Here is a 25151-nt window from a genome sequence, read left to right on the forward strand (position 1 = left end):
CATTAAGACATTGAGAGGAGCCTTGATGGCTCGCACTACACTGATAGTGCCGGACGGCCTTGCCGCGCGCACGGCCCGTCTTGCGGCAGCACGTGAGCAACGGCACGGCATGCAGGTCATGACGATCGAGCAGGCAGCGGCGCGCCTCGCGGGCGGCTTCGCTCGCCAGATCGATCCCGCGTCCCTGCGCGGTGCGCTCAAGGCGGCGTTGCTCGTCACCGAAATCGGCGAACTGGAAAGCGTCAAGTCGCTGCCCGGCATGATCGATGCCGCCACGCAGACTTTACAGAAAGCGTGGCTCGCCGGCATCGATCTAGCGGCGCGCGCACACGTTCATCCGCGCATCGACGCGGTGGCGAAACTCGAATTCGCCGTGCTCGCGCAGCTCGCGCCTGGCATGATGCGTCCGGCCGATCTCATTGCGGCGGCCATGCAGCGCATCGAGCACGCGAGCGCTGTGCTCGGCAACGTGGAAATTGCCGGACAAACGGATGTGGCGCCCTGTTGGCGTCCACTGCTGCTGGCCATTGCGAAGCATGTGCCGATTCGATGGTCCGCCGGCCCGCGTGCGACGCCAAAGTGGCTCGAGGGCAGCAATATCGCTATCTCGCGTGCGCCGCGCGCGACGCCCGCCGTTACTACTGTGAGCGCGGCCACGCCGCTGCACGAAGCGATCGAAGCGATGCGCTGGGTGCGCGGGCTGCTCGCGTCCGGGCAAGCCATGGCCTCGGAGATCGCAATCGCGAGCACGTCGACGGCGGAGTACGACGACTTTTTCCTGAGCTTGAGCGCCGACGCCAATCCCAATCTGCACTTCGTCCACGGCGTGCCAAGCGTTGCGACACGCGACGGGCAGGCGGCCGCGGCATTGGCTGAGATCGTCGCGCGCGGACTTTCGCAGTCGCGGCTGCGCCGTCTCGCCGTGTTATGCAAGGACGCGGCATTGTTCGACGCGTTGCCGAAAGGCTGGATGCGAATCTTGCCGCCTGATGCACCTCTTTCGTCGCTGGACGCGTGGGAGCGTTTGCTCGAGCGTGTGAAGGCCGAGCACTGGCCAGATGGTCAGGATCGCGGCGCGGCCTTGCTGGCGCTCGTCGAACGGCTCGCCGGCGGTGTCAACGCAGCAGGCGAAATCGGCGAAGCCATGCTCAAGGGTCGCGCGCTCGCGATCTGGCGTGAAGCGCTGCTCGCCGGGCCCGCCGCGTCGATCGATGTGACGCTGGAACGTGCGAGGTGCAGCGACGAGCGCGAGGCGTCCGTCAGCGTCGCGTGGATGCCGGCCGGCGCGCTCGCGGCTTCGCCGCGCCGCTATGTGCGGCTGCTTGGCCTCAACGCCTCGCAATGGCCGCGCGCCAATGCCGAAGACCCGTTGATTCCGGAACACATCATCCCGTCCGCCGAGTTTAATCCGCTTCCCGTAAGCGCCGCGGATCGCCTCGACTTCGAAACCATTTTGTCGACCACAGCCGAACAGATTGTACTGTCGCGCGCGCGTCGCAATGGCGAGGGGCGCCAGTTGGGACGCAGCCCGCTCCTGAACGGGTTTGACACTGAGACGCTCCTCGCCCGCTATAGCCCGCCGGTCCACGCATTCAGCGAGACTGACCGGCTCATGGGCAGGCCTGCCGAATTCCGAGGATCGCTGCAGGCGACCAGCGCGCGGGCGTGTTGGACCGATTGGCACCGCGCCGACATCACCGCCCACGATGGTCTTGTTCGCGCTGATCATCCGCTCGTGGTCGACGTTCTCGGGCGCACGCAGTCGGCCAGTTCGCTGCGGCACCTCTTGCGCAATCCGCTAGGGTATCTGTGGATCTATGCGCTGAGCTGGCGCGAGCAGAAGAGCGGCGCTGAACCACTGATACTCGACGCACTCGACACAGGAAATCTCGTCCACGCAGTGCTCGATGTCGCGTTACGCGATCTCGAGAGCAAAAATGGCGTGACGCATTCGGACGACGTTGCCGTCGCGGCAGCCGTGGAGCGCGCGGCAATGGCCGTTGCCAAGGAATGGGAAAACGAGCGGGCCCTGCCGCCGGCCGTCATCTGGCGGCGAGCGCTCGATCAGGCGCGTGAGCTGGCTTGCGTCGCGCTGAACTGGCGCGACGACCTGCTTCCGGGCGCCAGCGCCTACGGAGAAGTGCCCTTCGGAGGCGCTGCGCCGAAATCCGACGCCGGTCTTCCGCCTTACTGGAACGCGCAGGCACCCGTAGCGATTCCCGGCACAGGATTCAGAGTCCAGGGTTACATCGATCGGCTTGACATTGCAAGGGATCGCAGCGGCGCATCGGTTCGCGACTATAAGACCGGCCGCACGCCCAAGGAAGGCATCAGATTTAACGGAGGCAGCGAACTGCAGCGCTGTCTTTACGCCTTCGCCGTGAAAGTGCTCCTGGGCGGGGATACGTGGGTCAGCGCGTCGTTGTTCTATCCGCGCGACGCCAGCAATCTTGTTCTCGACGACGTTGATGCCGCGCTCGGCGAGCTCGCCAGCTGGCTTAAGGCTGCACGAGCGAGCTTCGCTGCCGGTGCGGCTCTGCCCGGCCCCGATGCCGGCTCGAAATACGACGACCTCGCGCTCGCTCTTCCTGCGAACGCCAGTGCGACCTATTGCAAACGCAAGGCGCAAGCCGCCGCCATCGGGCTCGCCAACTTCTCCGCCGTCTGGGAGGCACAATGACACACGGCAAGACGCAATCGCTCCGCGACGATCATGCCCGCCGCATCGCGATGTGCGTTCACGATTTGTCGCTCCTCGTCGAAGCAGGTGCGGGTTCGGGCAAAACGGCTGTGATGGCGGGGCGCATCGCGCTCATGCTCGCCAACGGCGCCGCGCCGGGCACCATTGCCGCGGTCACGTTCACCGAGCTTGCCGCCAGCGAGCTGCTCTCGCGCGTACGCGAGTTCGTCACTGAACTGTCGGCAGGGCGGATCGGGCCCGAACTGCGGATCGCGCTGCCTGACGGCTTGTCGTCAGTGCAACTCGCCCATCTCGCCGCGTCGTCCGCAGCCATCGACGAAATCACCTGCTCGACCATCCACGGCTTCTGCCAACGCCTCATCAAGCCGTATCCCATCGAAGCGGATCTCGATCCCGGCGCGAGCGTCATGGTGCGCAATCAGGGCGATCTTGTTTTCGGCGAAATCGTCGACGGCTGGCTGCGCGAACGCCTCGCCGGCGCGCAGACGAGTGTGCTCACCGAAATGGTGATGGAAAAGCCCGCCGAGACGGTGACGCTGTTGACAAAAATTGCGGAGAGCCTGCGACGGCGGCGCACGCTGCGCGCCGCTACGCCACCCGCGCTCGCGGTCCGCCTTGACATATTTTTACGTGCAACGGCCGCCTTCGCCGCTTTTGTGCAAGCCGCTCCCGGGCCGGAGAGTGATACGGCGCAGATCGCGAACCACTTGAAGGAACTGGCCACGACGCTTGCGTCGAATTCAAACACTGCGGCTCCCGCTGCACTGGTGCGCATCCTTGTCACGCGTCCCGACGCGACCGTTTGCACGAAAGACGGCAGGTTCCGCGCCTATCGCAAGAAACAAAACTGGGTTCGCGCGGCAAGAGCGCAGGGCTTGAGTCAGGCGGACGGTGAACGGCTGAATGCGGAAGCCAGCGAGCTTTATCAGGCTTGCAACGAGGCATGGACCGCGCTCGGCGAGGCGGCTGCGAGCTGTGCGCTGGCCGCACTCATCGACGACGCGAAGCAGATCCTCGCCCGCTATCGCGAATACAAGCGCACCGCGGCGCTGCTCGACTTCGACGATCTGATATTCGCCGCGCGCGATCTGCTTCGCGATCACGACGCCGTGCGCCGCGCGCTCGGCGAGCGCTACCGCCATGTGCTGGTCGACGAATTCCAGGACACCGATCCGCTTCAGACGGAGATTTTCTGGCGTCTGTGCTGCGATCCGGCGGTCGGCACGGATCCGGCGGTCGGCACGGATAGTAAGGACTGGACGCAGTTCCGCATCCGGCCCGGCGCGCTCTTTCTTGTCGGCGACCCGAAGCAGGCGATCTATCGCTTTCGCGGCGCCGACGTCGGCGCGTACGTGCAGGCGCGCGACGCATTTCGCGCACAGAACCCGCAGAGCGTGCTGTCGATTTCTACCAACTTCCGCTCGTGTACGCCCATTCTCGACTATGTGAACGCGCGCTTTGAGGCCGTGCTTTCCGGCACTGGGCAACCCGGGTTCATTGCGCTTGATCCTTTCCACGGCGATCGCGGCGAGCAGCCATGCGTCGCCGCGATCGACATCGCCGTGCCAGATGCGCACGGCGCGTCTGATACGTCGCGGCAACGCGACGCAGAAGCGGAAGCCGTCGGCGATTTGTGCGTGCGGCTCGTGAGCGGCGGGACTGTTCTCGACCGTCGCACGGGTGAGGCGCGCGCGTGCCGGCCAGGCGACATCGCTTTGCTCGCGCCGACGGGCAGCGATCTCTGGCGCTACGAGGAGGCGCTCGAGCGCCGTGGCATTCCGGTGGCGACGCAAGCCGGCAAAGGCTTCTTTCGCCGTCAGGAGATTCAGGACCTGATCGCGATTACGCGCGTCCTCGCTGAACGCAAGGACGCGCTGGCGCTTGGCGCGCTGTTGCGCGGGCCTCTCGTCGGTCTCACGGACGAGGAACTGCTCGATATTGTATGGGCGCTGCCGCGCACCGGCGACGGGGAGCGGGTCGCGCGTCTGGATCTTACCGTGGACCGGGAAGCCATCGCGCATCCGCTCGCAAAGGATGTCATCGGCAAATTGCAAGCGCTCACGAGACACAGCCACGCCACCACGCCGCACCATCTGCTTTCGCAGGCGATCGATGCAATGCGGGTGCGCCACATCCTGCGCGAACGTCATGGACGCGAAGCCGAGCGCGCTCTTGCCAATGTGGATCTCTACCTCGGTCTGTCGGCCGCCTACGCGGTCCGCGGCCTCGGCGCATTTGCCGAAGCGATGACTGTTGCCTGGTCGGACGAGGAAAAGGCGGTCGAAGGACACGCGGACGCGCAGGAAGAGGCCATCGCGCTCCTCACCATGCACGCGTCAAAGGGGCTTGAATGGCCCGTCGTCATTCCGGTCAACACGATGACGGGCGTGAAAGCCGCTGATGGCGCCGTCGCGCAGCGCGCGACCGACACGTTCCTGTGCCCGGTTCTGGGCATCGATCCCTCCGGCTATGCGGAGGCGCGGGAAGACGAGAAAGCGGAACTTGCCCGCGAGCGCATTCGTCTATGGTATGTAGCCGCGACGCGTGCGCGCGAGTTGCTCGTACTGCCGCGGCTCAATGTGAAAGCGCCCGAAAATGCGTGGATCGGACTGCTCGATCTCGCCATCGACGCGCTGCCCGCGCTCGACGTCGGGGGATTGGCGTCAGCCGTGCGGACGGCGGCGGCCGTGCCGGAAAACCCCCAGACGCGTACTATGTTCGCGGCTGAAGCGCAGGCGATCGCCGAAAGGGAGCGCAAGCTCCTGTGGCTTGCACCGAGCCGCGAAGAGAGCACGTCGGGGCCGGTGCTGCAGACGACGGAGCCGGACACATCTCAGTCTATGGTAACGATGCTTGATGCAGGTCCGGGCGCCGCGATCCACGGCAGCCGTGAGCGAGGGCTCATCCTGCACAAGCTTTTCGAGGAAGTGCTGACCGGCGAAACGGCCGACGATTCAACGGCGCTCGCCGTTCGCGCGACTGAGCTCATTGCCATGTTCCCGCGGCTAGCGACGGCTGACGCCCCACGCCCGATCTCCGCCCAGGAACTCGCCGACTGCGTCACCCGTACGTTGAAGTTGCCCGAGATCGCGCCATTGCGGGCGACGCTCGTCCCGGAATATCCGGTCTTCCGCGCAATCGAGGAAGGTAGCTGTGAGACTGCTACGTCCGGTGTCGCCGATGCCCTGACGCTCGGAGCCGACGGGCGCCCGGTCGTCGTCATCGACTGGAAGAGCGACGTTCGGCCCGACGCAAGGACCGTGGAGCACTATTGTTCTCAGGTGCGCGCGTACCTCGATATTACGGGCGCGCAACGCGGACTGATCGTATTCGTGACGACAGGCGCTATAGTCGCCGTCGAGCCGACGATGGCCGCCGCAATCACGTAATTCAGCCCTGGGGCGGCGGCTCATGTCGCCGCGCCACCTTTTTCGCTTCTGTGGCGAAGATGGTGCGGACGGTGTCTGTCCCCTAGGTCTGAGAGACTGCGTCCTATCCGACTTTCGAAGGAGAAACGTTTGAGGATTCGCAGTCCGTTCAACGACTATTACGACACGGCGATGACACATGGCAGCGACCCGTCGCGCGTGTTTATCCGCAATCCGCAGACAAGCGAACTGAAGCTCGATCGTGACGGTGATGGCGTGTGGGACCGGTATGGTCAGCTCGCCGGCATCGCTGACGCTTTCGAACTCAGGAACCAAAGCGTCTATCTCAGTGCGTGTCTCGTCGTCTTCTGTGGACGCGTCTATAAGGCGCTGCGTGTTCACCGATTGCATGGCGACGCGGCGAGGGCCGTAGCTGATGTGAAACCGAACGAAATCGAACAGCGGGTCTTCTATGACGGAGTTGAAGCGCGCCAGTATCTCGAAGCTCTGCTAGGACGAGAAAGGCTAAGGAAGAAACGCGAGTCGCTTTTCGAGTATGACAATCCGCTTGCCAACGGAACGCTGACCGATCGGCTGGAGCGCTATTTCAGTCAACAGGGAAGTGCGGAGCTCATGCAGTGGAGCATCGAGAACAGGATTGCCATCGTCGTCCTGCGTATCGGGGGCCGCTTCGAAAAGTCCATCTTGCAGGTCAATCCGCCGTTGAAGGATATCCAGTTCTATCGGCTTTTCGGTGCGGCCGAGGCTTTTCAGGAACTCGACATGTTCTGGGGCGGCGTGCTTACTCCGGAGTCGAACCCGACTATCGGCATCAGTGAAAAGGACCGGATCGCACAGCATGCATTCGATGCCCGGAGTTTTCGCAAGGGTCCTTCCAGGAAGCGCTGAAACCTGAGGACGCAAGACGTCCCGACCAGGGTGCACACTGCAATTCGTTCATTTCCGGAGACCCGCCCGCTTGTACGATCGTTACTGCATCCTCGCCACTGCCATGCATCTTCCGTCCTTGGAAGAAACGTCCATCCGGCAATTCCTCGATCACATGAAAAGCCGTATGGAAACCAAGGCGGTTCGCCTGCACGCGCTTTTGCCTGGAATCAGCATCGAAAGCAGCCGCGATGCGATTGCCCGTGCGAGCGTGATGCTCGACTGGAAACGTCTCGAAGAACAGTTCGAACTCGTGGAGACGCCCGAAGACTTCAAGGAACAGGCGTGGCAGTTCATCGACACTGCTGCCGCATGGTTTCAGCCAGCCGCCGACGATATGCCGCTCGCGGTGCTGCCGCGCGTCGTCGTGCGAACGTTTGCCGACCGACTCGCCAGCGCGCTGGCCATCGATGCGCCTCATGCATATCAGTTGACGGCCGAATTGATGGGTGCGAGCAACTGGCTCGAATTGGCCGGGCTCAAGCCATTTGTACCGATTGAAGAGCCCCTGTACTCGTACAGCGTCAAGGTTATAGAAGGTGAAGAGTATGCGCACCTCGAACCGTGTCTTGCCGCGCAGTGCCAGGATGAAGAGTTCGAAGCGTTGACCGTGTCGCGCCAGTTGGTGTTACAGGGCGACGCGGCGCAGAACGAAACCGTCTATCGGCCTTCTCTTCTTTCCGCAGCAGCTACGGTCGTCAAATGCCGCCTGCTCGATGAGCAGCACGAACTCGTCGACTGGAAGGGCCGGGCGGCAATTGCTGAACTCGACAAGATCTATCCGGTCGACTGCCGCCGTCCGCTTGCGCCTGGAAGCAAGACGCATTTGTTCTACATTCAATTGCGCACGGCGCTTTATGCGGCGTACCTTCATACCGGCAACCTTGATCTTGCGTACGCGGAGCGCGAAATTCTCGTAGCACGAGGACATGAGTACCGCGGGGACTATGAACGCCTGCTCAAGGAGTGGGCGCCCCGCGGTTCGAAGGCTCATGAACGCACTGCGCTGTGCATCGTCTGAAGCGTGGCGGTCATCGGGGCGGCCGGGCCAAACGGCCCGCGCTTGCCCCGCGTCTGGCCCAAGTCAATCCGAAACGTCCCACGTTGTGCCCGTTTTTTCGAGTAGGCGATGCACCGAGAGATTCTTCCAGTCGATGAGGCTCGCGCCGTCGTCTGACAGCCACGCTTCGATCTCGTCACCGGGCTGGCTGCCGCGCAGCTCCGCGATGAGGTAACGCGGAAACGGCGCGATCGCCATGATCGCGCGCTCCGCGCGATTGTCGAGCCGGTAGCACACGCGATAGCGCGGCGCACGATGGCTGGACGGCTGCCGCCGCTGCCGGTAGCGCCGCTCCCGCGCGTATTCGATTTCGATGGACTGCAGGACGCCACGCTCGATCAACACCGTGCTCCGGACGTAACTTCGGTTTCGAAGGGTATGTTGGACGCCAGCTCAGAAATTGTCGGCCCAGCGCTCCCAGAATCCGGGCTCGTCGTGATGTGCGTTTTTCATCGCCTGTTCGAGCGACACGACCCAGAACCTGACGTCTTCAAAGCGCATCGAGCCATCCGCGAATTCGAGAAACGCCTGAACGCGCTGATAGGTCGGGTCCTCTGAGTCGTAGGGCACGTCGATGTAGATCTGGCCCGCATAAGAACGCATCGTGTTCTCGCGGGCGAAGTGACCGCACATCGTCCAGTCGATCGCGTTCGCCTCCAGCCACGCGATGATCTGCTTGCGGCTATCCAAACTCTCGTATGACCTTCGAGGCTCCGCTAGCGGCTCTGCGGGCGGAAACGTCAGATAGAGCACGTCACGTTGTTTGGCGCGAGCAATGGCATCGATGTGCTGCAGAAGCATCGGCATGGGGCCTCCTTGTTCTCACAGAACCATTCTCCTCATGCAAGGGACATGGGCCGTCCTCGCGGCGCTTGTTCACGCGAGGACGGATGTTGTCCCTGTCGGCGGGTTCAATGGCGTCGTGGCAAAGGAGACCACTCATGAAGACCTTCGTCATGCGTGTCGTTCTCGCTCTCGCCGTCGTCCATGCGGGCGCGGAGGCGGCGTGCGTTCAAAACAAGAATCCCTCACGGAGCACTCAGATGAGCAAGGAATATATCCGCGACAATAACTTCCGCGTCATCGGCAGCATCGATACGCTTGCCGATGGCAGGCAACGCGCCTACGATGCCAACTTTCGCAGCGTCGGTACTTACGATTGCCGTGCGGACCGTACCTACGACGCGAACTTCCGCACGGTCGGCAACGGGAACCAGCTTGTCGGTCTCATCTGGGAGGCGGCCGGAAAGTGACGCGTTTCAAGATCCGTAGGGCGTCGGCCATGTGGCGCGAAACTTATTCATAACGACTGGCGCTCTTGCGGTAATCAGCGGCGAACTCCTCGCGGAGATGCTGCGGCTCCAGAATCTCCACATTCGACCCGAACGAGCGCAGCCACCAGCGCAACTTCAGGCTAGGCCGGACCGTGGCCGCGATGAGCAGACGGCCGTCTTCGAGCCGTACCGGCGGCGCCTGATCGTCCGAGATGCGCCAGTCCAGCAAATGGTTGCCGGTGTTGCCCTCGAATGCGAGCCGCAGAAGCACGGGCTCTTCGACCTTGAAGTCGAACTGCTGCTCGTGTTCGATGAACTCGCGCAGGCTGAAGTCTTCCGGGTAAGTGAACGTCTTGCCGTTTTCGCAGGCTTCGAGCATGCGATCGAGCCGGAACAGGCCGCGCAGCGGATTTGGCTTACGCGGGCTCGGGGCATGCGCCGGATCTTGCGCGACGAGATACATGACGCCCGCGGACTCGACGAGCGCGAGGGGCCACAAAGCCTTTCTCTTCGGCTCGACGTTACCGGTCATCGACAGAGGGCGGTATTTCACCTCCAGCACGCGCTCGAAAAAAAGCGCCGTCTTGATGGCATTGAAGACGTCTTCCCCGGGCGCCGGGCGGATCAGAGCGAAGGAACCGTCGACCGAATCGACTTTACCCGGCCAGGCACGATGTAGACGCCCGTCGACGTGCTCCTGAGAGAGGCGCACTTCCGCGGCGCGAAAGAGGTTGTTGATGTCGCCGAGAATGACGGTGGGCAACGTGTGTCTGGCGATGCGCTGGAGCATGCGGAACGCAACGGCCTCCGATGCCACCATCAACGACGCGCTGCTGCTCGCGCCGCTCAGGAACGGCACGCGCTGCCAGAGGATTTCGCGCCGGCCTTCTTCCTGCGTCGAAATGACCAGTTTCTTCTTCTCGAGCGCCTCAAGATGCCGCCTAACTTTCCTGATATAGGTTCTGTGGCCCTTCCTTTCCAAGACCGACATTACTTCAGGCGTCGACATCCACTTGATCTCGTGCCGTGAAGTAGGCAAGAACTCGAGAATCGATTCGTCTAAACTTGTTAGGTCCACCGCCATGTTTTACTCGTTTTCTCTCGCGCCTAGTGCAGTAGTCGAACGTTGAATCGCGGAATTCACCTGTTCCCTTTCGGGGCGCGCTCGCTCGAGAGCGATCGACGCAGCTGACTTGGGCCATGTTCGCGGCACAACTTCGATCGCCGGCTCTGACATACTATAAAGCGCACATCGGCCAGCCACCGCGGATACGATCACGTGCGAACTGACCCGTGCGTGAACTAGAAAGGCTTAAGGCACATCGAAGCTATCGAACACGAGGCGATCCACGAGAGCCAGACTGGACAAATCGGGGCGCACGGGTTGAATCTCGATCACGGCCAGACGGATCAGGTGCTCGGCGAGCAGATATTTCGCATGGGAAGTAATGTCGATGTCGATGCCGCACTCGATTTTCAACCAGTTCTGCCAGCGCGAATCGAGCGGCAAGACGTTGACTGCCAGTCCAGTATTGAGGAGGATGTTGCGCAGTTGCTTGTCGCCGACACCGTAAAGCTTCTCCGTGTGCGGGCGGAGTGCTTTGCTGAAAGCGTAGGACGACGGGAGATCATGATCGTCCTCCACGCCGGCGGCCAGATCGCGGAAAAGGCGCAGCGCGTGCTCCCCCGCAACGGGCAGGTTTTTCAGCAGCATGGAAGCGACCGGCGCACCGTTGCGCTCGGCAGTCGCAAGATCGAGCAAGCCGGCGACGCATTCGACGATCTTCACATTGGCCGACACGCGCCAGAAATGGTGGGCGCGCACCTCCGCTTCGATCCAGCCCGACACCTTGTACTGAGACAGCACGCAATTCGGGTCGAGGAGGACGCTGGCGCTGTGCTCGAAGCGGTAAAGATTGGAATTGGGACCGGATCTTTCTTGCGTGGAGAAGGCACAGCAGACATACATGTGCCAAAACGCTCCCACTGTCAGCGTGTGCAACTTCGACGGAAGGGCTGCGCGCTGCTCTCCGGCATCGCTTTCGCAAATCCTGGGCAGCTTCGTTAGTTTCTCGGCGACGCGCGCGATCTCGGCATCCGCCCATTCGAGCACCTGCGCACGGCGAGGCGTGGGCGTCTGCGTTGCGTCGGGCAGGCTGTCGATGAGTTCGACGAGTGCCGAGCCGTTCCGGGCAAGGGCGTTCGCACGAAGCGTCGCGAGGGATTTCTTGGAGAGCTGCTGCAGCTTCTCGGTCGTCCAGTTCAAGTGATATTCTCCCCGTTTAGTCTTATTGGCCATTTATGCGGCGCGATATGCGGATATCTCCGGCCTTCCGCATCTCATCACACCAGTATCAGGAAAGCATCGGTTGCTAATCGACCCGATGAATTCTACGAGCGGTAAGAAACTTCCGGTATAGGCTTATGTACTTCAGCCAAAGTTTTCCGACCAAATTCGACGCTCTTGAACCACCGGTTGAGGTTGTTGACCATCTGTGTTTCGAACATCACTATGTTGCTTGCCTTGGCGAAAGCGAGGACCTCGGAAGCCAAGCTGGTCGCTGCATGATTGCGGCTCCGGAATTCATGCGCTCTGCCGGCGACAAGGGCGAGAGCGTGCTCCTTGACTCTGGCTTTCGGCAAGTTCCGCTTACTTCCGCCCTTGCTGCTTCTTCGCGCCATCGCGCGCTTCGCGCCGACTGTCGCCATCCCTCTGCTCTGCGTCTTGCCGAGGTAGTAGTACGCGTCGCACAGCATCGTCCAGGCTCTCGAAGCTTGCCCTTTGCCGAATACGATCCGCGCCGTGATTTCGAAGCCGCACGCCAATCGGAGGTAATTATGCCAATCGGGCTGTTCGTCCTTGGGAAAAGCCGCCCTGAGAGTATAGGGACCGATACTGGAGTCTTTTACCAGCGGTTCATAGACACATTCACGGAACTCTTTCTCGGTTTTTCGGGTGCAGACGGTGTAGGTGCCGGCGGCCCTACCAAGAAAGGTTTCGCATGCGCTCTCAAATGCCCTACGAAAACCCTCGTTGATTGGGTTGTTCTTTTCCATGCTCCGAAACCTTTGTCGAGTCACCTTAATATCGACCCCGGGCTGACAAATCTGAAGTCGGACACGAGTGTATTCACGCCAATATCTGCCTGAAGGCAAGAATCAAAAGGACTGGTCTTATGTGGAGGCGTCCGACTCTTGCCTTTTATAGGCTAGCTGCTCCTGCGCGGGTATGCTTCGGCCGGTGCGTTGAAAGTGGTCGACGGAGCGGCTGCCTACACAATCGGAAAGTATGGCGGTAGATGTCCGCAATCACGCGGGTCAGCGCCTAATTGCCGCGCCCGTTACGCGCGTCGCGCTGCACAACATGGTCACCGGTGCGCCGAGCGATCGGTTGACATAACGCCGTCTTATCAATGAATGTAGGATTCCTATGTAACGGATTGCGCACGGAGTCCGTTGGAGAACCGTCACTCTTCAAGCAAGCCAAAATCGGCAACCGGTGCGAGACGCCATGACCAACGCCCTCCAGCAAATTCCTTCGAGGCGAGCGACCGTACTCGACCCATCCCGGTCGACCGAGTAGAGGCAACCTCGCGGAACGTTTTTCGAGCGAATCAGTCACTCAACCTAGCGACGTGACGAGGTGACAAAACGGCCGCTGGCTGAGTTCGGTCTTTCGTTCCATCTCCGCGACGTCATGAGGTAGAACATTCCAGCGTTGAGTCCGTCCGGTGCCCGGCAAAGCGCTTCTGATCGTTAGTCTGTCGCCGCGTCAAAGGGAGGTCGAGCGATTGCGCTCACCTCGACCGGATCTGCTAATCGGTTAATTCATTGCGGCAAGAGAGGCAGCAAGACTAGCTTGCAGATCCGGCCCGACACGCCGGAAGCCCATCAGCCTGGCTGCGCTCCTGATTAAGTCAGCGTCAGTTCCACCTGCGCTATCGTCTTTGGCGATTGCCAATGCTGCCCGGATCTCGAGCGGCGAAATGCTCGCCGCTTTCAAGGTGGCCCCGCTTTCGCCGGACCGATCCCTTACTAAGGGCGCTTCGGATTGAGCATTGGTGTACCAAAAAGTGCCATCTGACCCGACGTCAAGATTACTTGTCTGCGCATGAGCCAGGGCTTGCCGCGTCGCCGTCACGATCCGAGCTCCTGCTTTTTCCTTGCCAAAACACGCAGCAACTCGACGTGCTGCTTCTTCGAAATGAATGGGACCTTCAGCTTCGACGATCCGTTTTGTCAAGTCAGCCAATACCGAGACTGCGATCTCATGAGGCTCTTGCCGAGTGCTGATTGGGAAATGCGCGCGCTGGTATGCGGGCATCTGCCGCTCAACAACCTCTGGGACCGCAAACATACTATTGGTCGTCTCAAAACCACCGGCCGGTTTTGAAAGCGCCCTGTTGGCCCCCTCTATAACGACACCGGCTTCTGCTATTCCGCGGGCGGCGTTGAGGGCGACGCGCAAGCGGTCGATTTCGACACGCCGATTGTAGAACCAGTCGGTACTCCAGATTCTATGGAACCGCCAACCGAGATGCTCAAGTACATCCTGTCGCAGGCGATCGCGTTCCCGGGCCCACAGAGCGCTGTGGTAGGTGGCACCGTCGCACTCGACTGCAAGTATGTAGGTGCCCGGTCGATCCGGATGGCGTACGCCCATGTCTATACGGAATCCCGCTGAGCCTACTTGTGGGTCCGCAAGGTAGCCGAAGCTACGAATCACATCCGTGACATCCTCCTCAAACGGCGAGTCGGCAATCTCGCCGCTCGGCTTTGCATCGTGCATTGTGCCGCTCTTCGCATACTCCAAAAAGCGCTTCAAGATGCGTACACCTTCACGACTAACTCGGCTGGGATCGATGTCGCCCGGGTCGAACGACGCGAAAATCTCGCAGCGGACCCGCGCACGAGTAAAGAGGACATTGAGGCGCCGCTCTCCACCTTCCAAGTTAACCGGTCCGAAAGTCATACTGCCGAGTTTTCCACCGGGCGTGGTCGGTCCATAACAGACGCTCACAAGGATCACATCACGTTCATCACCTTGCACGTTTTCGATATTTTTGACAAAAAGGTCTTCCGCTCGTCCTTCCCGTAGAAAAGCATCAAGCGTGGAGTCGACGCGTCGAGCCAACTCCAACAATTCGGTTATTAGATTTTTTTGCGTAGCTGAAAACGTGACAATCCCAAGAGAAAGCTCCGGATGAGCGCGAGCATGTTCGGCAACACGACCGACGATCGCTTCGCCTTCGATACGGTTGTCCCGTTTTCCGCCCTTGTCGTAGACTCCAGCAACACGAGTAAAGCACAGACCGTAGGCTGGATCATTTTGAAGGGGCGAAGGAGGAAGGATCAGACCGTCGTCGTAGAACTCCTTGTTCGACATCCGGATAAGCGACGGGTCTCGCGATCGGTAATGCCATTGAAGCATTCTCGATCCAAGCCCGCGTGCCTCGCATAGACTGAGGATGCTTTCCATAGAGCCGAGCTTCGCTGCACCACCTAATAAATCCTCGCCCTCGATCTCCTCGGCATCCTCATCCATGTCGTCGTCGAGGAGCCGATCAAAGAAAGACGATGGCGGCAACTGTTTTTGGTCACCGACAACGACGACTTGTTTCGCTCGAGCGATAGAGCCCAGTGCGTCCTCGGGGCGTACCTGAGAGGCTTCATCGATCACAAGCAAGTCAAAGCTCAACGCTCCAGGCGGAAGATACTGGGCAACCGAAATTGGGCTCATGAGGAGAACAGGCTTGATCCGCTGTACGGCGGTGCCCGCTACGGAAAACAACTTCCGTACCGCAATATGACCACGTTTTTTGCCGATTTCGCCGCGGACGACCTTCATTTCTCCTGTAGCACCCTGCGGAACTTGCGACAAGTGTCCGGCCAAGATGCTCGTTACGTTTTCCGTCAAGCGGCGCCGTTCGAGTGAAGCGAATGTCTGAACGAGCTCATGACGATTTTCCACGCCGATCTCACGGAGCTCGGGTGTCGTTTCAAGAGCCACTTGCCAGAGTCGTTCGGCGCGCGCAAAGCGCAGTTCCACAGCGGCGCTCGCCGCGTCGAAGTCTCCGGACCGAATTTTTGTTGCCAAGTCTGAAAGACCGGCAGACTCTAACCGTTTGTTCAAGCGGGTCAGATTCGCCCAATTCCCGTACCGGTCCGTGGTCCGTGTCATGCGGTTAAAGTGTGATGCAATCCCACCCAGTTCGGCGACCTCGAGGCTAGGGCCGAGTACTCCCAAATCAAGATTCAGTATACGAGCGATTTCATCAATGCCGTGCCGGGCCTTTGTCGCCTTCTCACGAAGCACTTTCCTCATAGTTGCGAGGGTATCGTGATGCTCGACCATTCCGAAGATCGCATCGGGTGCGCAATTAAGGGGCGCGCCAGCTACCTGTTCGCACCACGCTAAAATTGGGAGCACGGACGCAAAGTCGGTTTTTTCTCCGCGCCACGCTACCCCTAGTGATTGACTGCAATACTCTTGGTCATCTTGCCACTGGGCTTTAAGAGTCGCTACTTCAACGAGGCGATCCACAAGCCCAATTCGCTCACGCGCAGATTTCGGCAGGGTTCCGCGAAGGAGGCTAGCTAGTTCGCGAGATGCGCCGCGATAGGCGGACCCGAGTCGGATGAAAAAAGAACTTGCTCCACTTATCAGAGGTCCACGAAGCCCAGATGGCGCCGTCAAAAAAGCAGCGTCAATGAAAGTCACCGAAGCAGCGTCATGTGCAGACCGCCATGCAGTCCCGCATTCCACTGCTTTGCGCAGGCGAGGCAAGTCGGGGATTGCTAGAAGAGCTCGTGCAACGTTGGCGGCACCCGGAGGTAGCCCATCCAAACGGTTCAAAGTGTCTGAAACGGCAGAGGCAGAAGCGAATGTAGCCGGTGCGGCAAAATGCAATGCACTCAAGCAAGCACTCGCCTCCTCCTCTAACAGTGTTAAGGCTGAGCGAGTCGTCTCGAGAACGGCGCTCAGACGCGCCAAGTCGACCGGTTGTAAGTCGAGGTTTCTCGTTCCTGCGAACGGGTGCTGCTCCGGGTTTCCCTCGACAGCCAATAACTGCGCGTATCGAGCCACGATTTCCAGCAGCTGACGCTCCTGTTCTTGCGTCATCTCAGCGAGGTGAATGCTGGAAATGGTCGGCGTTGGCGCCCCTTTGCCGATGTAGCGCGCCTGGGCGCTCAGTACGGAAAAGGGAGTCTCTCCAGTCGCGCTGATCGGACGATGCAGTGCTTCGGCAATGTGATTCAATCGGTCGCGCGCGGCGGTCAGAGCAATCGGAGCATCTGGTGACGCAGGAACTGACGCTGCAGCGCCCATTGTACGAGCGAGTTCTTCAAGGACCGCTTTCTTGTTCGCGCTGCGCGAATGCAGTTCCAGACACAAGTCGCGCAGACCAACTTTGACGAGCCGGTCGTGGACAACCGAAAGAGCGGCCATTTTTTCCGCTACGAAAAGAACTCTCTTACCTTCCTGGGCCGCGGCCGCGATGATATTCGTTATGGTTTGCGACTTTCCGGTACCGGGCGGACCTTGGACCACCAAATTGCGACCCGACCGAACTTCCTCAATGACGCGAGCCTGCGACGCGTCAGCGTCGACGACGTGCAATAGTCTTTCGGGAGGAAGGAACTCGTCGAGTCGGTCATTTGGACCAAAAAGCGGCTTTTCCAACTCGAACCCTTCGAAGAGCAGTCCTCGGGTTAATTCATGGTCTGCGATCGCACCTTCGGGCCATGAGTCGATGGCCAGGTCGCGATACATGAGCAACTTAGAAAATGAAAAGAACCCTAATTGGATACCATCTTCATCAACGCTCCAATTGCTTTTTGCTGCAATGACATCTCGAACTTTCGCAAAGTAGGCAGCTGTGGCCCATTCCTCCGAGACTTCAACCTCGGGGAAATCGATACCAAAATCGTCTTTCAGACGCTGCTGCAGCGGGAGGTTGGTGAGGATTTCTTCGTCGCGGATGCGCACATCATATGTCGACGTGCGCTGATTGCGAATGAGTTCGACCGGCAAAAGGAGAAGTGGCGCCTCTCGGGCCACCGCCGACGACTTTTCTTCAAACCACTTAAGAAATCCAAGTGCGAGATAGAGGATGTTGACCCCCGACTCCTCCTCAGCGGTCTGCGCCTCGCGCGCAATTTTCAACAGCCTCTTTTGCAAGGCATCCGGACCCATGCGCGTCTCAAGCTTCGCATCTGTATAGCGCGCCGTCTCGAACCCGGCACTATGGGCATCGGCAAGCTGAATGCCGTCGCTCGAGTCGTCGCTGTCGCGTCCGTTGGTTAGGAACCGCATTGTTTTTCGGCTGGCGAGGGTCGAATAGACGTCCTGCGATCGTTCGTTGACAATGTTGATGACGTTCGCGCGTGTGTTTGACCGGTTAACATGTACAAGGCGGTTGCGGGTCCCAGTTTCGACCAAGCGCTTTCGCGTTTCATTGAATAACCGGATTAAGGCAGGCCGATCAGATGCGTTAACCGCTTTTTTTTCGATTGGAATACTGGCCACTTATTTGCACCCCGTTGCACACCGTCGCTTTTTACGCGCATTTGACGGTTGTTTTTTTATCGGCGTCTCGACCAAGCGCCCTATCGAATTAAGGGAGGTTGCGACGGTACGCACAGTATGTGTGACGAATTTACCAGACTCTTCACCTTCTTTCGAATCGATGTCGTTAATTGCGTGCACCGGCACTCATTTCCGGCCTAAGAGGGAACGCGGCTGGCATCGCCCTCGGCTTTCGTTAGCACCGTCCATAGCGGCGGGTCATGGCGTGCCCCATAAGGGCACGCCGGGCGTCTTCCGGTACGCCAGCAGCAGTCGCACGGTCTTCGAAGGAGATGAGCACAATCGCCGAGTGCTCCCCGCTTGCTTGCTAATACAGGCCATCGATAGTGCCCAGTACGAAGGCCTCGACGTGACACGGCTTCAGTTCGGCACGCTGCCACTCCCTGTTGCTGAGCCGGAAGCAACCAACTTTCCTAACGAGGCCTACGCGAAGCTCGCCTAGCAGCAATTTGCCTTCGCCACGAATTTCTGTCCCCCTATTGCTTCCGTTGAGGTTGGTGTGTCAAATTTGTACACAGCGTCGCAAAACGGCACCTCTCATGGATTTTGGAACTTACATTCGGGGTCGAAGGGAAGTACTTTCATCGGAGAGTTCACAGGCTGGCGCGGCTGAATTGTCGCTACGAGTGAGCCGCTTGATCTGGGTGTCGTGAACCGGGTGCCCGCCCGCGACCCCGGGATAGGGAAATCGCGTCCCCGCGACAAAGTCCACGACAATGGTCAGTTCACGAATGACTGCGGCATCGGACAGTCTGCCGCAGAGCAGTTCTACTCGTTAGCCGCGTAAGTAGTCCACAGCATGCCAGTCCCTGTTAAGCTCACTTTCTTTAGCGCGACAGAACCAAAAATCGAGGCCTGTCGCGGCTTGCCGACAAATTCGCCTGCCTGGAGAAACCCGCAACCAGTAGACTGATTGAAGAAAAATCCCGCCTGCTTTTCGCCGGTGGGATTTCTCTTTTTTGTAGCGGTGACGCCTTATGCGGCTGCCTTCATCTCCTCGAGCGCTCGCTGCTCGACGCCGAGGTCATTCCAGTTTTCCGGGTGACAAGTGAAGAGGAAAATCTGGTGGCGGGTCGCGGCGTCAAGCAGCGCCTGCTTGATTGCATCTCGCCGGAAGGCGTCAGTATGGACGGCCGCGTCGTCGAAGAACAGGACGGTTGGCCGGCCTGCCTCCTTGAGCAGGTCTGCGTATGCAAGCCGCGTCAAGATTCCCAGCTGCTCCTGCGTGCCATAGCTAAGAGCGCTTAACTCGTCAAATCGCTCGGCGCGACTGAGTGTGAAGGGTGCCAGGTTCTCACTGAGCGTCATGACCGACTGAGGAAAAAGCCACTTGAGGTAATGTTCGAGGCGCTTGGTCAGCGGGGACTGCAACCGAGTAATCGCGTTGTCACGCTCCTCGACGAGTAAGTCGTTGAGCAGTTCCAGTGCATCTGCACGCAGCGTCAGCTGTTGGGCGCGTGTTTGAAGTAGCTCCAGCTCGTCTTTCGAGCGCGAAAGGTTTTCTTCTACGCCACTTCCTCCAGAGACCTGAATGCGTGCCCGAACGTCGATGATTTTCTTCTCACGCTGGTCTTGCTGGTCCCGGGCGATACGAGCGGACGCCTCGAACCGTGCGACCTCCACCTGCGGGTCAATCAGTGTGAGCTTCGCGTATTCCGCCTCTGCAGCGACCACCTTTTCCTTGAGAATTTTATTGGTGTTGGTTTCCGCGAACATCGCCGAGCCCGCGTTAAGCTTTGCTTGGACAAACGCCGGAGTCGCCACCTCCGTTTCCGCTGCTGCCACCGTTTCAATCAGCCCCTGAACCATCGTCCTGGCGATGGAACGCTTCTCGGCGCTGTTCTTCTCTGCGAGGTGGGCGGCGTCCAGCCAAAGTTTCGCCTTTTTCGTGTTCGATGTTGCCGTGGTCACCGGCAGTGCGTCGCTGGTATCCGGCAATGCCGCCAGTCGAATGCGCGCCGCCTCTTCACGGCCCGTGGTTTCGGTCAGAGTGGTTTTGAGAGAATCGATTCCTTCCGGGGCGTGAATCTCCAGGACTTCCTTGAGCTTCGACACCTCAGCAACGAGTGCTTTCCAGTGCTCCAGTCGGTTCTCGGCCTCGGTCAATGACGCCACGCCCATGGCGCCCAGTAGCTTGGCCGCTTCGCCTTCGAGCTTGGCGATTTCTTCAACGAGCGACCCTCTGTCGGAACCGCCGGGAACAATGGTCAGCTCGCTTTCGTCCGCAAGCTTGAGCGTTTTCGCCGTGTCGAGCACCAACGTGCCCCGGCCACGGATTTCCGAGTCGTTAATCCGAACTGCGCCGTTGAGCCGGTACTCGATACGCGTGGCGGTTGCTTCCTGTTGGGCGCGCAACGGCATCAGCTCGTCGAGGACGCTCTTCAGCTTTTTCAACTTCTTGGGGTCCAGTTCGACCTTTGCGCGCTCGGCAGTCGCTTTTTCCAGCTCGGCGAGCACAGTGTTGGCTTTCTCAAGCGCCTCGGTCTGTCCAGTCAACTCACGTTTGAGCGCTGCCAGCGCTTCGCGCAACTCCGCAGCAGTTGCGGCCGCGCTCGCGAGCTTTTCGGCGGCCGTTGCGGCGTCGTACTCAGCTTGTGCTGCGGAGGCGGCCTCAAGCGCTGTTGTGTATGCGACTTCTGCTTCTACTTCGTCGGCTTGCGCGCCTTCGAGCTTGACCTTATTCAGAGTCAGATTTTTCTCTACTGCGTCGGCTGTCGCTGCCTTCTGCACATGCCCGGCGAGGGTGACCGTGCTGAGCTTCAAGTCCTGGCCGAGCGAGTCGAGCAGCTGCTTGGCGTTTGCCACTTCTGCAAGTTTCGCGCGCGCTTCGCCTGCTCGGCGTTCGAGGTCAACCCACGGCTTATCGCGCTCATCCTTGTCAAAGGCGCCTTGCAGGGCCGTGAGGTTGCCGAGGTCAAACTCGAGCATATCGAGTTGCTGTTGCCAAATTGCGCGCTGCGCGAGGAGGGCATTGACATCCTTCTCAACCTTGTCGAGCTCGCCTTTTGCTTTCGCCTCGCGTTTCGAGGGTGTGCGCAATTGCAGAAGCTGCTTTTCGACGGCCTTGATAAGGGTGTCCTCGCCGCCCACAACTTCTCCGCCGGAAAGCTGTCCGAGCGCCCCGCGCAAGTACTCGGCAGCGGGTGCCGCGCGCGCCGCGACGCGATGGGATTCACCTTGTTGCACCCAAAGCAGTCCCGGGATGCCTGATTGGTCAGCACTGATGGCACCCTTCTTCGAACGTGCGAACCCGAACATTTCTGCCAGGTGTTCTTCTGCCTCGTCGCCGTCGAGCCTTGTCGTACCGTTCAGCAGATTGCAACGCTTCCCGGTGACAAACTGCTTGCTCAGCAGGTAGGTATTCCCGTTGTGGCTGAACGTAGCCTCAATGGAAGGGCTCGCGTTCGGCTTCGACCATGGAAGAATGTCTTCTTTGGTTGACGTCGTAGAGTAACGCTCCAGGAAGAGCGTGCGCACGGCTTCCGCGATGGTGCTCTTGCCTGCCTCGTTGTTGCCCGTGAAAACGTTCAATCCGGGGGTAAGGTTCTCGATGTCGAGCTTCTTAGCAAACTGCTTGAAGTCCGTAATCGACAGACGTTCAATAATCATGCAGGCTCCTTCGTATCTCGTTGGGCTTGGGCGAGAAGCTTGAGTGCCTCAGAGGCGGCCGGGCCCTGCGTGGTGTCTTCCTGCATTTCTTTGAGGCGTGCAACTACCGTTGCAATATAACCACCCTGCGCGCCGAGATTTGCGAGCTCCTCATCCGAGGGCAGTAGGCCGAGTGCTGACGTGTCGTAGCGCAGTGCGCGAACCTTCGCTCGGCACTGTGCGATGACGTCCTCAATGACGTGCGTCGCCGTCATGTCGGCAGAGCCTGTAACGGTCAGGCGCAGTACGTCGGCCTCGCCCAACGCAGCAAGGTCGCTCGCCAGTTCGCCGGCATCCGAGGAGACGCTCACGGTCCGCTCCCAGCGATGCCAACTGTACTGTCCCACCCGCTCGCGAGAGACTGCGGGCTCGGCGCCCGACTCCGTCAGTTCGACGGCCAGCGCAAAACCGGGCTCGTTGGTCTTGAAACGGTCCTGTTCGTGTGTGCCAGCGTACCAAGTCCGTGTGTTGATGCTCAGTGCGCCGTGCCAGTCGCCGAGTGCGAGATAGTCTAGGCGGGCGGTCTCGGCGCGCTGCGCGGAAATAGGATTTGTCGAGTCAATGTCGTCAGGAAGGTAGCCCTTGACGCTTCCGTGAGCAAGTCCAACTCGCAAGTAGCCGTCAGGTGTGACCTCCGTGTCAAAGAACTCGGTTGTGTCAACGTACGTTTTGCGCTGTGTGAGGGGTGCGCACAGCAGCGCAATCTTGAGGTCGTCCAGCAAAATTGTGCCCGGCTTGAGCACGACCGTGACGTTTTCCGGCAGGCAGTTGAGCCGCATGGCGCGTGTCCATACGCTCTCGACCAACGCAGCGTCGTGATTTCCGGGGAGCAGCACCCATTTGCCCGAGAATCCATCCATCGCGTTGAAAAGCTTGCGGATGAGGGCGTCGGGAATTGTTTGTTGGTCGAAAACGTCGCCAGTTACGACTACAAGGTCGGCCTTTTTGCTGGTGGCGACCCGCGCGAGCGTTTTAACAGATTCGATGCGCGCCGCCGCGAGAAAAAGCGCGTCTTCTGGGTCAAACTGACCAAAAGCGGCACCAATCTGCCAGTCAGCAGAGTGTATGAGCAAAGGCAACTTAATCTCCCCGAGTGGTGGTCGTCTTTGCGCGGCGAGCTCGACGGCATAACGACCGTTATTGAATGCAGGTCATTCTAAGCACGCTTTTGAAAAAGGGAAAGGGCCTGCTGAGGCAAATCGCGATTATCGATTTAAGCGGAAAAGGGGTCTCGACATCCCGCTTTTTTTAGACAGCCCAGGACATCGCTCGGCGAACCACTGGACAGTTAAATAGGATAACGAATTAAATACATTGATCAATCGTTTCACGTGAAGTCCGGTGGATCTGTTGCGCTGAACACGGTGTATCGGACGCTGAACGAACCACGTTCCCAGCGCATTTTTAGAGAGAAACCCTACGAGGCTGTAAGTTTTCTGGCTCGTTGGTGGCACTGGCCCCCGGTGTCTCCGCCGTCGACGATGACTCAGGCTTGCAGACGATCAATTGCAACGTCTAGACGTTCTGGTCGATGAACAGAAGGTCAATTCGTTCCACAGACAGTATCTAGCGCGGCTTGACGACCGTCGTCGATATCGATCGGGCGATATCGAGCTACACAGGCGCCGCCGAGGTACATCCTTTTTGTGCGCGCGTCGCTTGCAGTTCCCCCATGCGCTTTATCGCGCTGTCTTCCGCAGCGGATCTAGCCATTGCGTTGCCGATCCCAAAGTCGCCCAGGAAGGCGAGCACGCTGCGCCCGTCGAACTTGTCCTGCTCGCTAATCGTTTTCTGCACGCCCTGGGTCTTCGCCATTTCGATGTCGATCTCGCGACAGGTAAGCGTCGTCCGTTCGAAGGGTGTCACCTCTCCGACGCTCGCGAATTGTTTCGTCGCACAACCCGACAGCGCGGTCGCGAGCATTGCGGCCGCGATCATTTTTCTCTTCATGGTGTTTCCCGTTGCGTGTGAGTAATCTTGTCAGAACGGTATAACGGCAGAGCCCTCCGTTTCTTGAAGTGATATCGCTCACGGCTGGAATCCGGGCAACATACGACGTTCTGAGAGGCGGGATGGCTAATATCGATTGGACCGGTCTCGTGGGCATGGCCACGGGGGTATTCGGCGCAGTAATGGGTTTCATTGACTTCCGGACGGGAATTGTCCAGTTGAAACAGGGTATCGTGACACTCGTCAACGATGCTGATGACCGCATCACGATCCTGCTTCGGCGGCTTGGTTCAATGTGCCTCGAACAGTTGGCGGCCTTGCAGCGATGGCTCGACGACCTTGCGTCCGAGATTGCCGGGACATTCAAACGCAACGAAAGCTGCCAACGTCTTGCTACAGTTCCTGGCATCGGACCACTCGTCGCGACCGCATTGTTCAGCGGCGCCGGAAATCCGCTGCAGTTCAATAACGGACGTCTCGCAGCGTGGTTGGGTTTGACGCCAATGCAGCGATCAAGTGGTGGCAAGTCAAAGCTGAGTGGCATCACGAAACATGGCGACAAATGGAATGAACGCCCCACCAAATGGACGCGAGACGCTGAAGGAGTGGACCCTCGCGGGCCGACGGCATCGACGTGCCCAATTTGGACGAAGGACGCTTGCGGTCTGTCGCGACCGGCCAAACTGCTCGCAGCATCACCGCGCTCAATCTTTCCCAGGGCAGCGTTCGATGCATTTTTGGGAGCGAATGGGTGTTGGGATGAACACGATTTACCTCAATGCGGCAGTTCAGGTGATTAAAGTGACACGACAAATGGAATGAACGCCCCCACCTACCACGTGGGTGACGCCGAAGAGTCGGACCCTCACGGGCCGACGGCATCAAAGTGCCCAAATGGAAGATCATTGAGGTCTTCACAGGCTAACCGGAGGTCCGAAATGAAGTATACGACGGTCGGGGTGGACATCGCAAAGAACGTCTTCCAGCTTCACTGGGTGGATGCCGGCACGGGCGAGATTATGAACAAACAACTGAAGCGCGCCGCATTCTTCGAACATTTTGCGAATCGCGAGCCTTGCCTCATCGGAATGGAGGCCTGCGGTGGTGCGCAGCATTGGGCAAGGCGATTGATTGAGATGGGCCATCAGGTCAAGCTAATGCCGGCGAAGTTCGTCAAGGCTTTCAATATCGGCAACAAGAACGATCCTGCCGATGCTCGCGCGATCTGGATGGCCACGCAGATGCCGAGCAAGCCCGTCGCTGTCAAGACCGAAGCCCAGCAGGCTGTATTGGCGCTGCATCGGTTGCGGCAACAGAAGATCAAGTTCCGCACGATGCAGATGAACAGTCTGCGGGGCTTGCTAACAGAATACGGCGAGGTGATGGCCAAGAGTCGCGCTGCGCTGGATAAAGCGATTCCCGGGGTTCTGGCGAAGCTGGCCGAGCGTCTACCGGCGATGCTGATCGACTCGTTACGCGAACTCTGGTGAACCGCCCCGGAAATATAGGAGACTTCGGATCTTGGCTGTGACAGGAGATTTAATGGAATGGACGCCCCCACCCGAAGCGGCATCAATGTGCCAAAGTGGAAGTGTCGCAGCAACCACCTGAC

At 59.6% G+C, this 25151-nt stretch carries 15 protein-coding genes and 1 pseudogene; 7 read left to right on the top strand and 9 right to left on the bottom strand.

Features of this window, described 5'->3' with window-relative positions; genetic code table 11:
* The first annotated feature begins 25 nt into the window (after positions 1-25).
* The 4 genes from AWB67_RS26945 to AWB67_RS26960 all read left to right on the top strand — a co-directional run bounded on the left by AWB67_RS26945 (position 26) and on the right by AWB67_RS26960 (position 8038).
* On the top strand, positions 26-2680 hold the full coding sequence (locus AWB67_RS26945) for a PD-(D/E)XK nuclease family protein (protein ID WP_087659266.1): 2655 nt from the start codon (positions 26-28) through the stop codon (positions 2678-2680).
* On the top strand, positions 2677-6090 hold the full coding sequence (locus tag AWB67_RS26950) for a UvrD-helicase domain-containing protein (protein ID WP_087659267.1): 3414 nt from the start codon (positions 2677-2679) through the stop codon (positions 6088-6090). The genes AWB67_RS26945 and AWB67_RS26950 overlap by 4 nt, the downstream gene beginning before the upstream one ends.
* A 129-nt stretch (positions 6091-6219) precedes the next feature.
* Positions 6220-6978: a hypothetical protein gene (locus AWB67_RS26955; RefSeq protein ID WP_087659268.1), complete on the top strand. Its 759-nt coding sequence runs from the start codon at positions 6220-6222 to the stop codon at positions 6976-6978.
* A 253-nt stretch (positions 6979-7231) separates the two neighbouring features.
* Positions 7232-8038, top strand: a complete 807-nt coding sequence (locus AWB67_RS26960) for a hypothetical protein (RefSeq protein WP_235025343.1) — start codon at positions 7232-7234, stop codon at positions 8036-8038.
* A 63-nt stretch (positions 8039-8101) separates the two neighbouring features.
* Here the strand turns inward: AWB67_RS26960 and AWB67_RS26965 are convergent, their stop codons facing one another.
* Together AWB67_RS26965 and AWB67_RS26970 are read right to left on the bottom strand one after the other, a co-directional pair.
* Positions 8102-8422, bottom strand: a complete 321-nt coding sequence (locus AWB67_RS26965) for a hypothetical protein (protein WP_087659270.1) — start codon at positions 8420-8422, stop codon at positions 8102-8104.
* A 48-nt stretch (positions 8423-8470) separates the two neighbouring features.
* Positions 8471-8884 carry a hypothetical protein gene (locus AWB67_RS26970; protein ID WP_087659271.1) on the bottom strand — a complete coding sequence of 138 codons (414 nt, stop codon included), beginning with the start codon at positions 8882-8884 and terminating at the stop codon, positions 8471-8473.
* A gap of 134 nt (positions 8885-9018) precedes the next feature.
* Here AWB67_RS26970 and AWB67_RS26975 point away from each other — a divergent pair, with 134 nt between their 5' ends.
* Positions 9019-9330 (top strand): hypothetical protein, encoded by a 312-nt coding sequence (locus AWB67_RS26975; protein WP_087659272.1) that lies wholly within the window; start codon positions 9019-9021, stop codon positions 9328-9330.
* A gap of 43 nt (positions 9331-9373) precedes the next feature.
* Here the strand turns inward: AWB67_RS26975 and AWB67_RS26980 are convergent, their stop codons facing one another.
* The 7 genes from AWB67_RS26980 to AWB67_RS27010 form a co-directional block, all read right to left on the bottom strand.
* On the bottom strand, positions 9374-10360 hold the full coding sequence (locus AWB67_RS26980) for a helix-turn-helix transcriptional regulator (protein WP_235025340.1): 987 nt from the start codon (positions 10358-10360) through the stop codon (positions 9374-9376).
* 303 nt (positions 10361-10663) lie between these two features.
* A complete protein-coding gene (locus AWB67_RS26985) occupies positions 10664-11617 on the bottom strand; it encodes a hypothetical protein (RefSeq protein WP_087659273.1) in 954 nt (317 codons plus the stop codon).
* Positions 11618-11742: 125 nt separating this feature from the next.
* The gene (locus tag AWB67_RS26990; RefSeq protein WP_087659274.1) at positions 11743-12408 is read right to left on the bottom strand and encodes a hypothetical protein; all 666 of its coding nucleotides are present in this window, start codon (positions 12406-12408) and stop codon (positions 11743-11745) included.
* A gap of 766 nt (positions 12409-13174) precedes the next feature.
* Positions 13175-17881: a DUF3320 domain-containing protein gene (locus tag AWB67_RS26995; protein ID WP_200822317.1), complete on the bottom strand. Its 4707-nt coding sequence runs from the start codon at positions 17879-17881 to the stop codon at positions 13175-13177.
* Positions 17882-18916: 1035 nt separating this feature from the next.
* Complete coding sequence (locus tag AWB67_RS27000; RefSeq protein WP_087659275.1) at positions 18917-21550, bottom strand: AAA family ATPase; 2634 nt, start codon at positions 21548-21550, stop codon at positions 18917-18919.
* On the bottom strand, positions 21547-22668 hold the full coding sequence (locus AWB67_RS27005; RefSeq protein WP_087659276.1) for a metallophosphoesterase family protein: 1122 nt from the start codon (positions 22666-22668) through the stop codon (positions 21547-21549). The genes AWB67_RS27000 and AWB67_RS27005 overlap by 4 nt, the downstream gene beginning before the upstream one ends.
* A 535-nt stretch (positions 22669-23203) precedes the next feature.
* Positions 23204-23527, bottom strand: coding sequence for a hypothetical protein (locus tag AWB67_RS27010; RefSeq protein ID WP_235025341.1), 324 nt, complete (start codon positions 23525-23527; stop codon positions 23204-23206).
* Between the two features lie 134 nt (positions 23528-23661).
* Between AWB67_RS27010 and AWB67_RS42015 the strand changes: the two genes are divergently transcribed.
* Positions 23662-24339: a transposase gene (locus tag AWB67_RS42015; RefSeq protein ID WP_235025342.1), complete on the top strand. Its 678-nt coding sequence runs from the start codon at positions 23662-23664 to the stop codon at positions 24337-24339.
* A 138-nt stretch (positions 24340-24477) separates the two neighbouring features.
* Positions 24478-25026: pseudogene (locus AWB67_RS27020) on the top strand (IS110 family RNA-guided transposase); the annotation flags it as partial.
* Positions 25027-25151: the final 125 nt, after the last annotated feature.

This window comes from Caballeronia terrestris, assembly GCF_001544515.1.
GTDB classification, from domain to species: domain Bacteria; phylum Pseudomonadota; class Gammaproteobacteria; order Burkholderiales; family Burkholderiaceae; genus Caballeronia; species Caballeronia terrestris.

Bases quoted from the DNA above. Each gene is read 5' to 3' on its own strand.
- AWB67_RS26945 (WP_087659266.1), top strand. From the start codon at position 26: ATGGCTCGCACTACACTGATAGTGCCGGACGGCCTTGCCGCGCGCACG.
- AWB67_RS26950 (WP_087659267.1), top strand. From the start codon at position 2,677: ATGACACACGGCAAGACGCAATCGCTCCGCGACGATCATGCCCGCCGC.
- AWB67_RS26960 (WP_235025343.1), top strand. From the start codon at position 7,232: ATGCTCGACTGGAAACGTCTCGAAGAACAGTTCGAACTCGTGGAGACG.
- AWB67_RS26970 (WP_087659271.1), bottom strand. From the start codon at position 8,884: ATGCCGATGCTTCTGCAGCACATCGATGCCATTGCTCGCGCCAAACAA.
- AWB67_RS26975 (WP_087659272.1), top strand. From the start codon at position 9,019: ATGAAGACCTTCGTCATGCGTGTCGTTCTCGCTCTCGCCGTCGTCCAT.
- AWB67_RS26980 (WP_235025340.1), bottom strand. From the start codon at position 10,360: ATGTCGACGCCTGAAGTAATGTCGGTCTTGGAAAGGAAGGGCCACAGA.
- AWB67_RS26990 (WP_087659274.1), bottom strand. From the start codon at position 12,408: ATGGAAAAGAACAACCCAATCAACGAGGGTTTTCGTAGGGCATTTGAG.
- AWB67_RS27000 (WP_087659275.1), bottom strand. From the start codon at position 21,550: ATGATTATTGAACGTCTGTCGATTACGGACTTCAAGCAGTTTGCTAAG.
- AWB67_RS27010 (WP_235025341.1), bottom strand. From the start codon at position 23,527: ATGATCGCGGCCGCAATGCTCGCGACCGCGCTGTCGGGTTGTGCGACG.
- AWB67_RS42015 (WP_235025342.1), top strand. From the start codon at position 23,662: ATGGCTAATATCGATTGGACCGGTCTCGTGGGCATGGCCACGGGGGTA.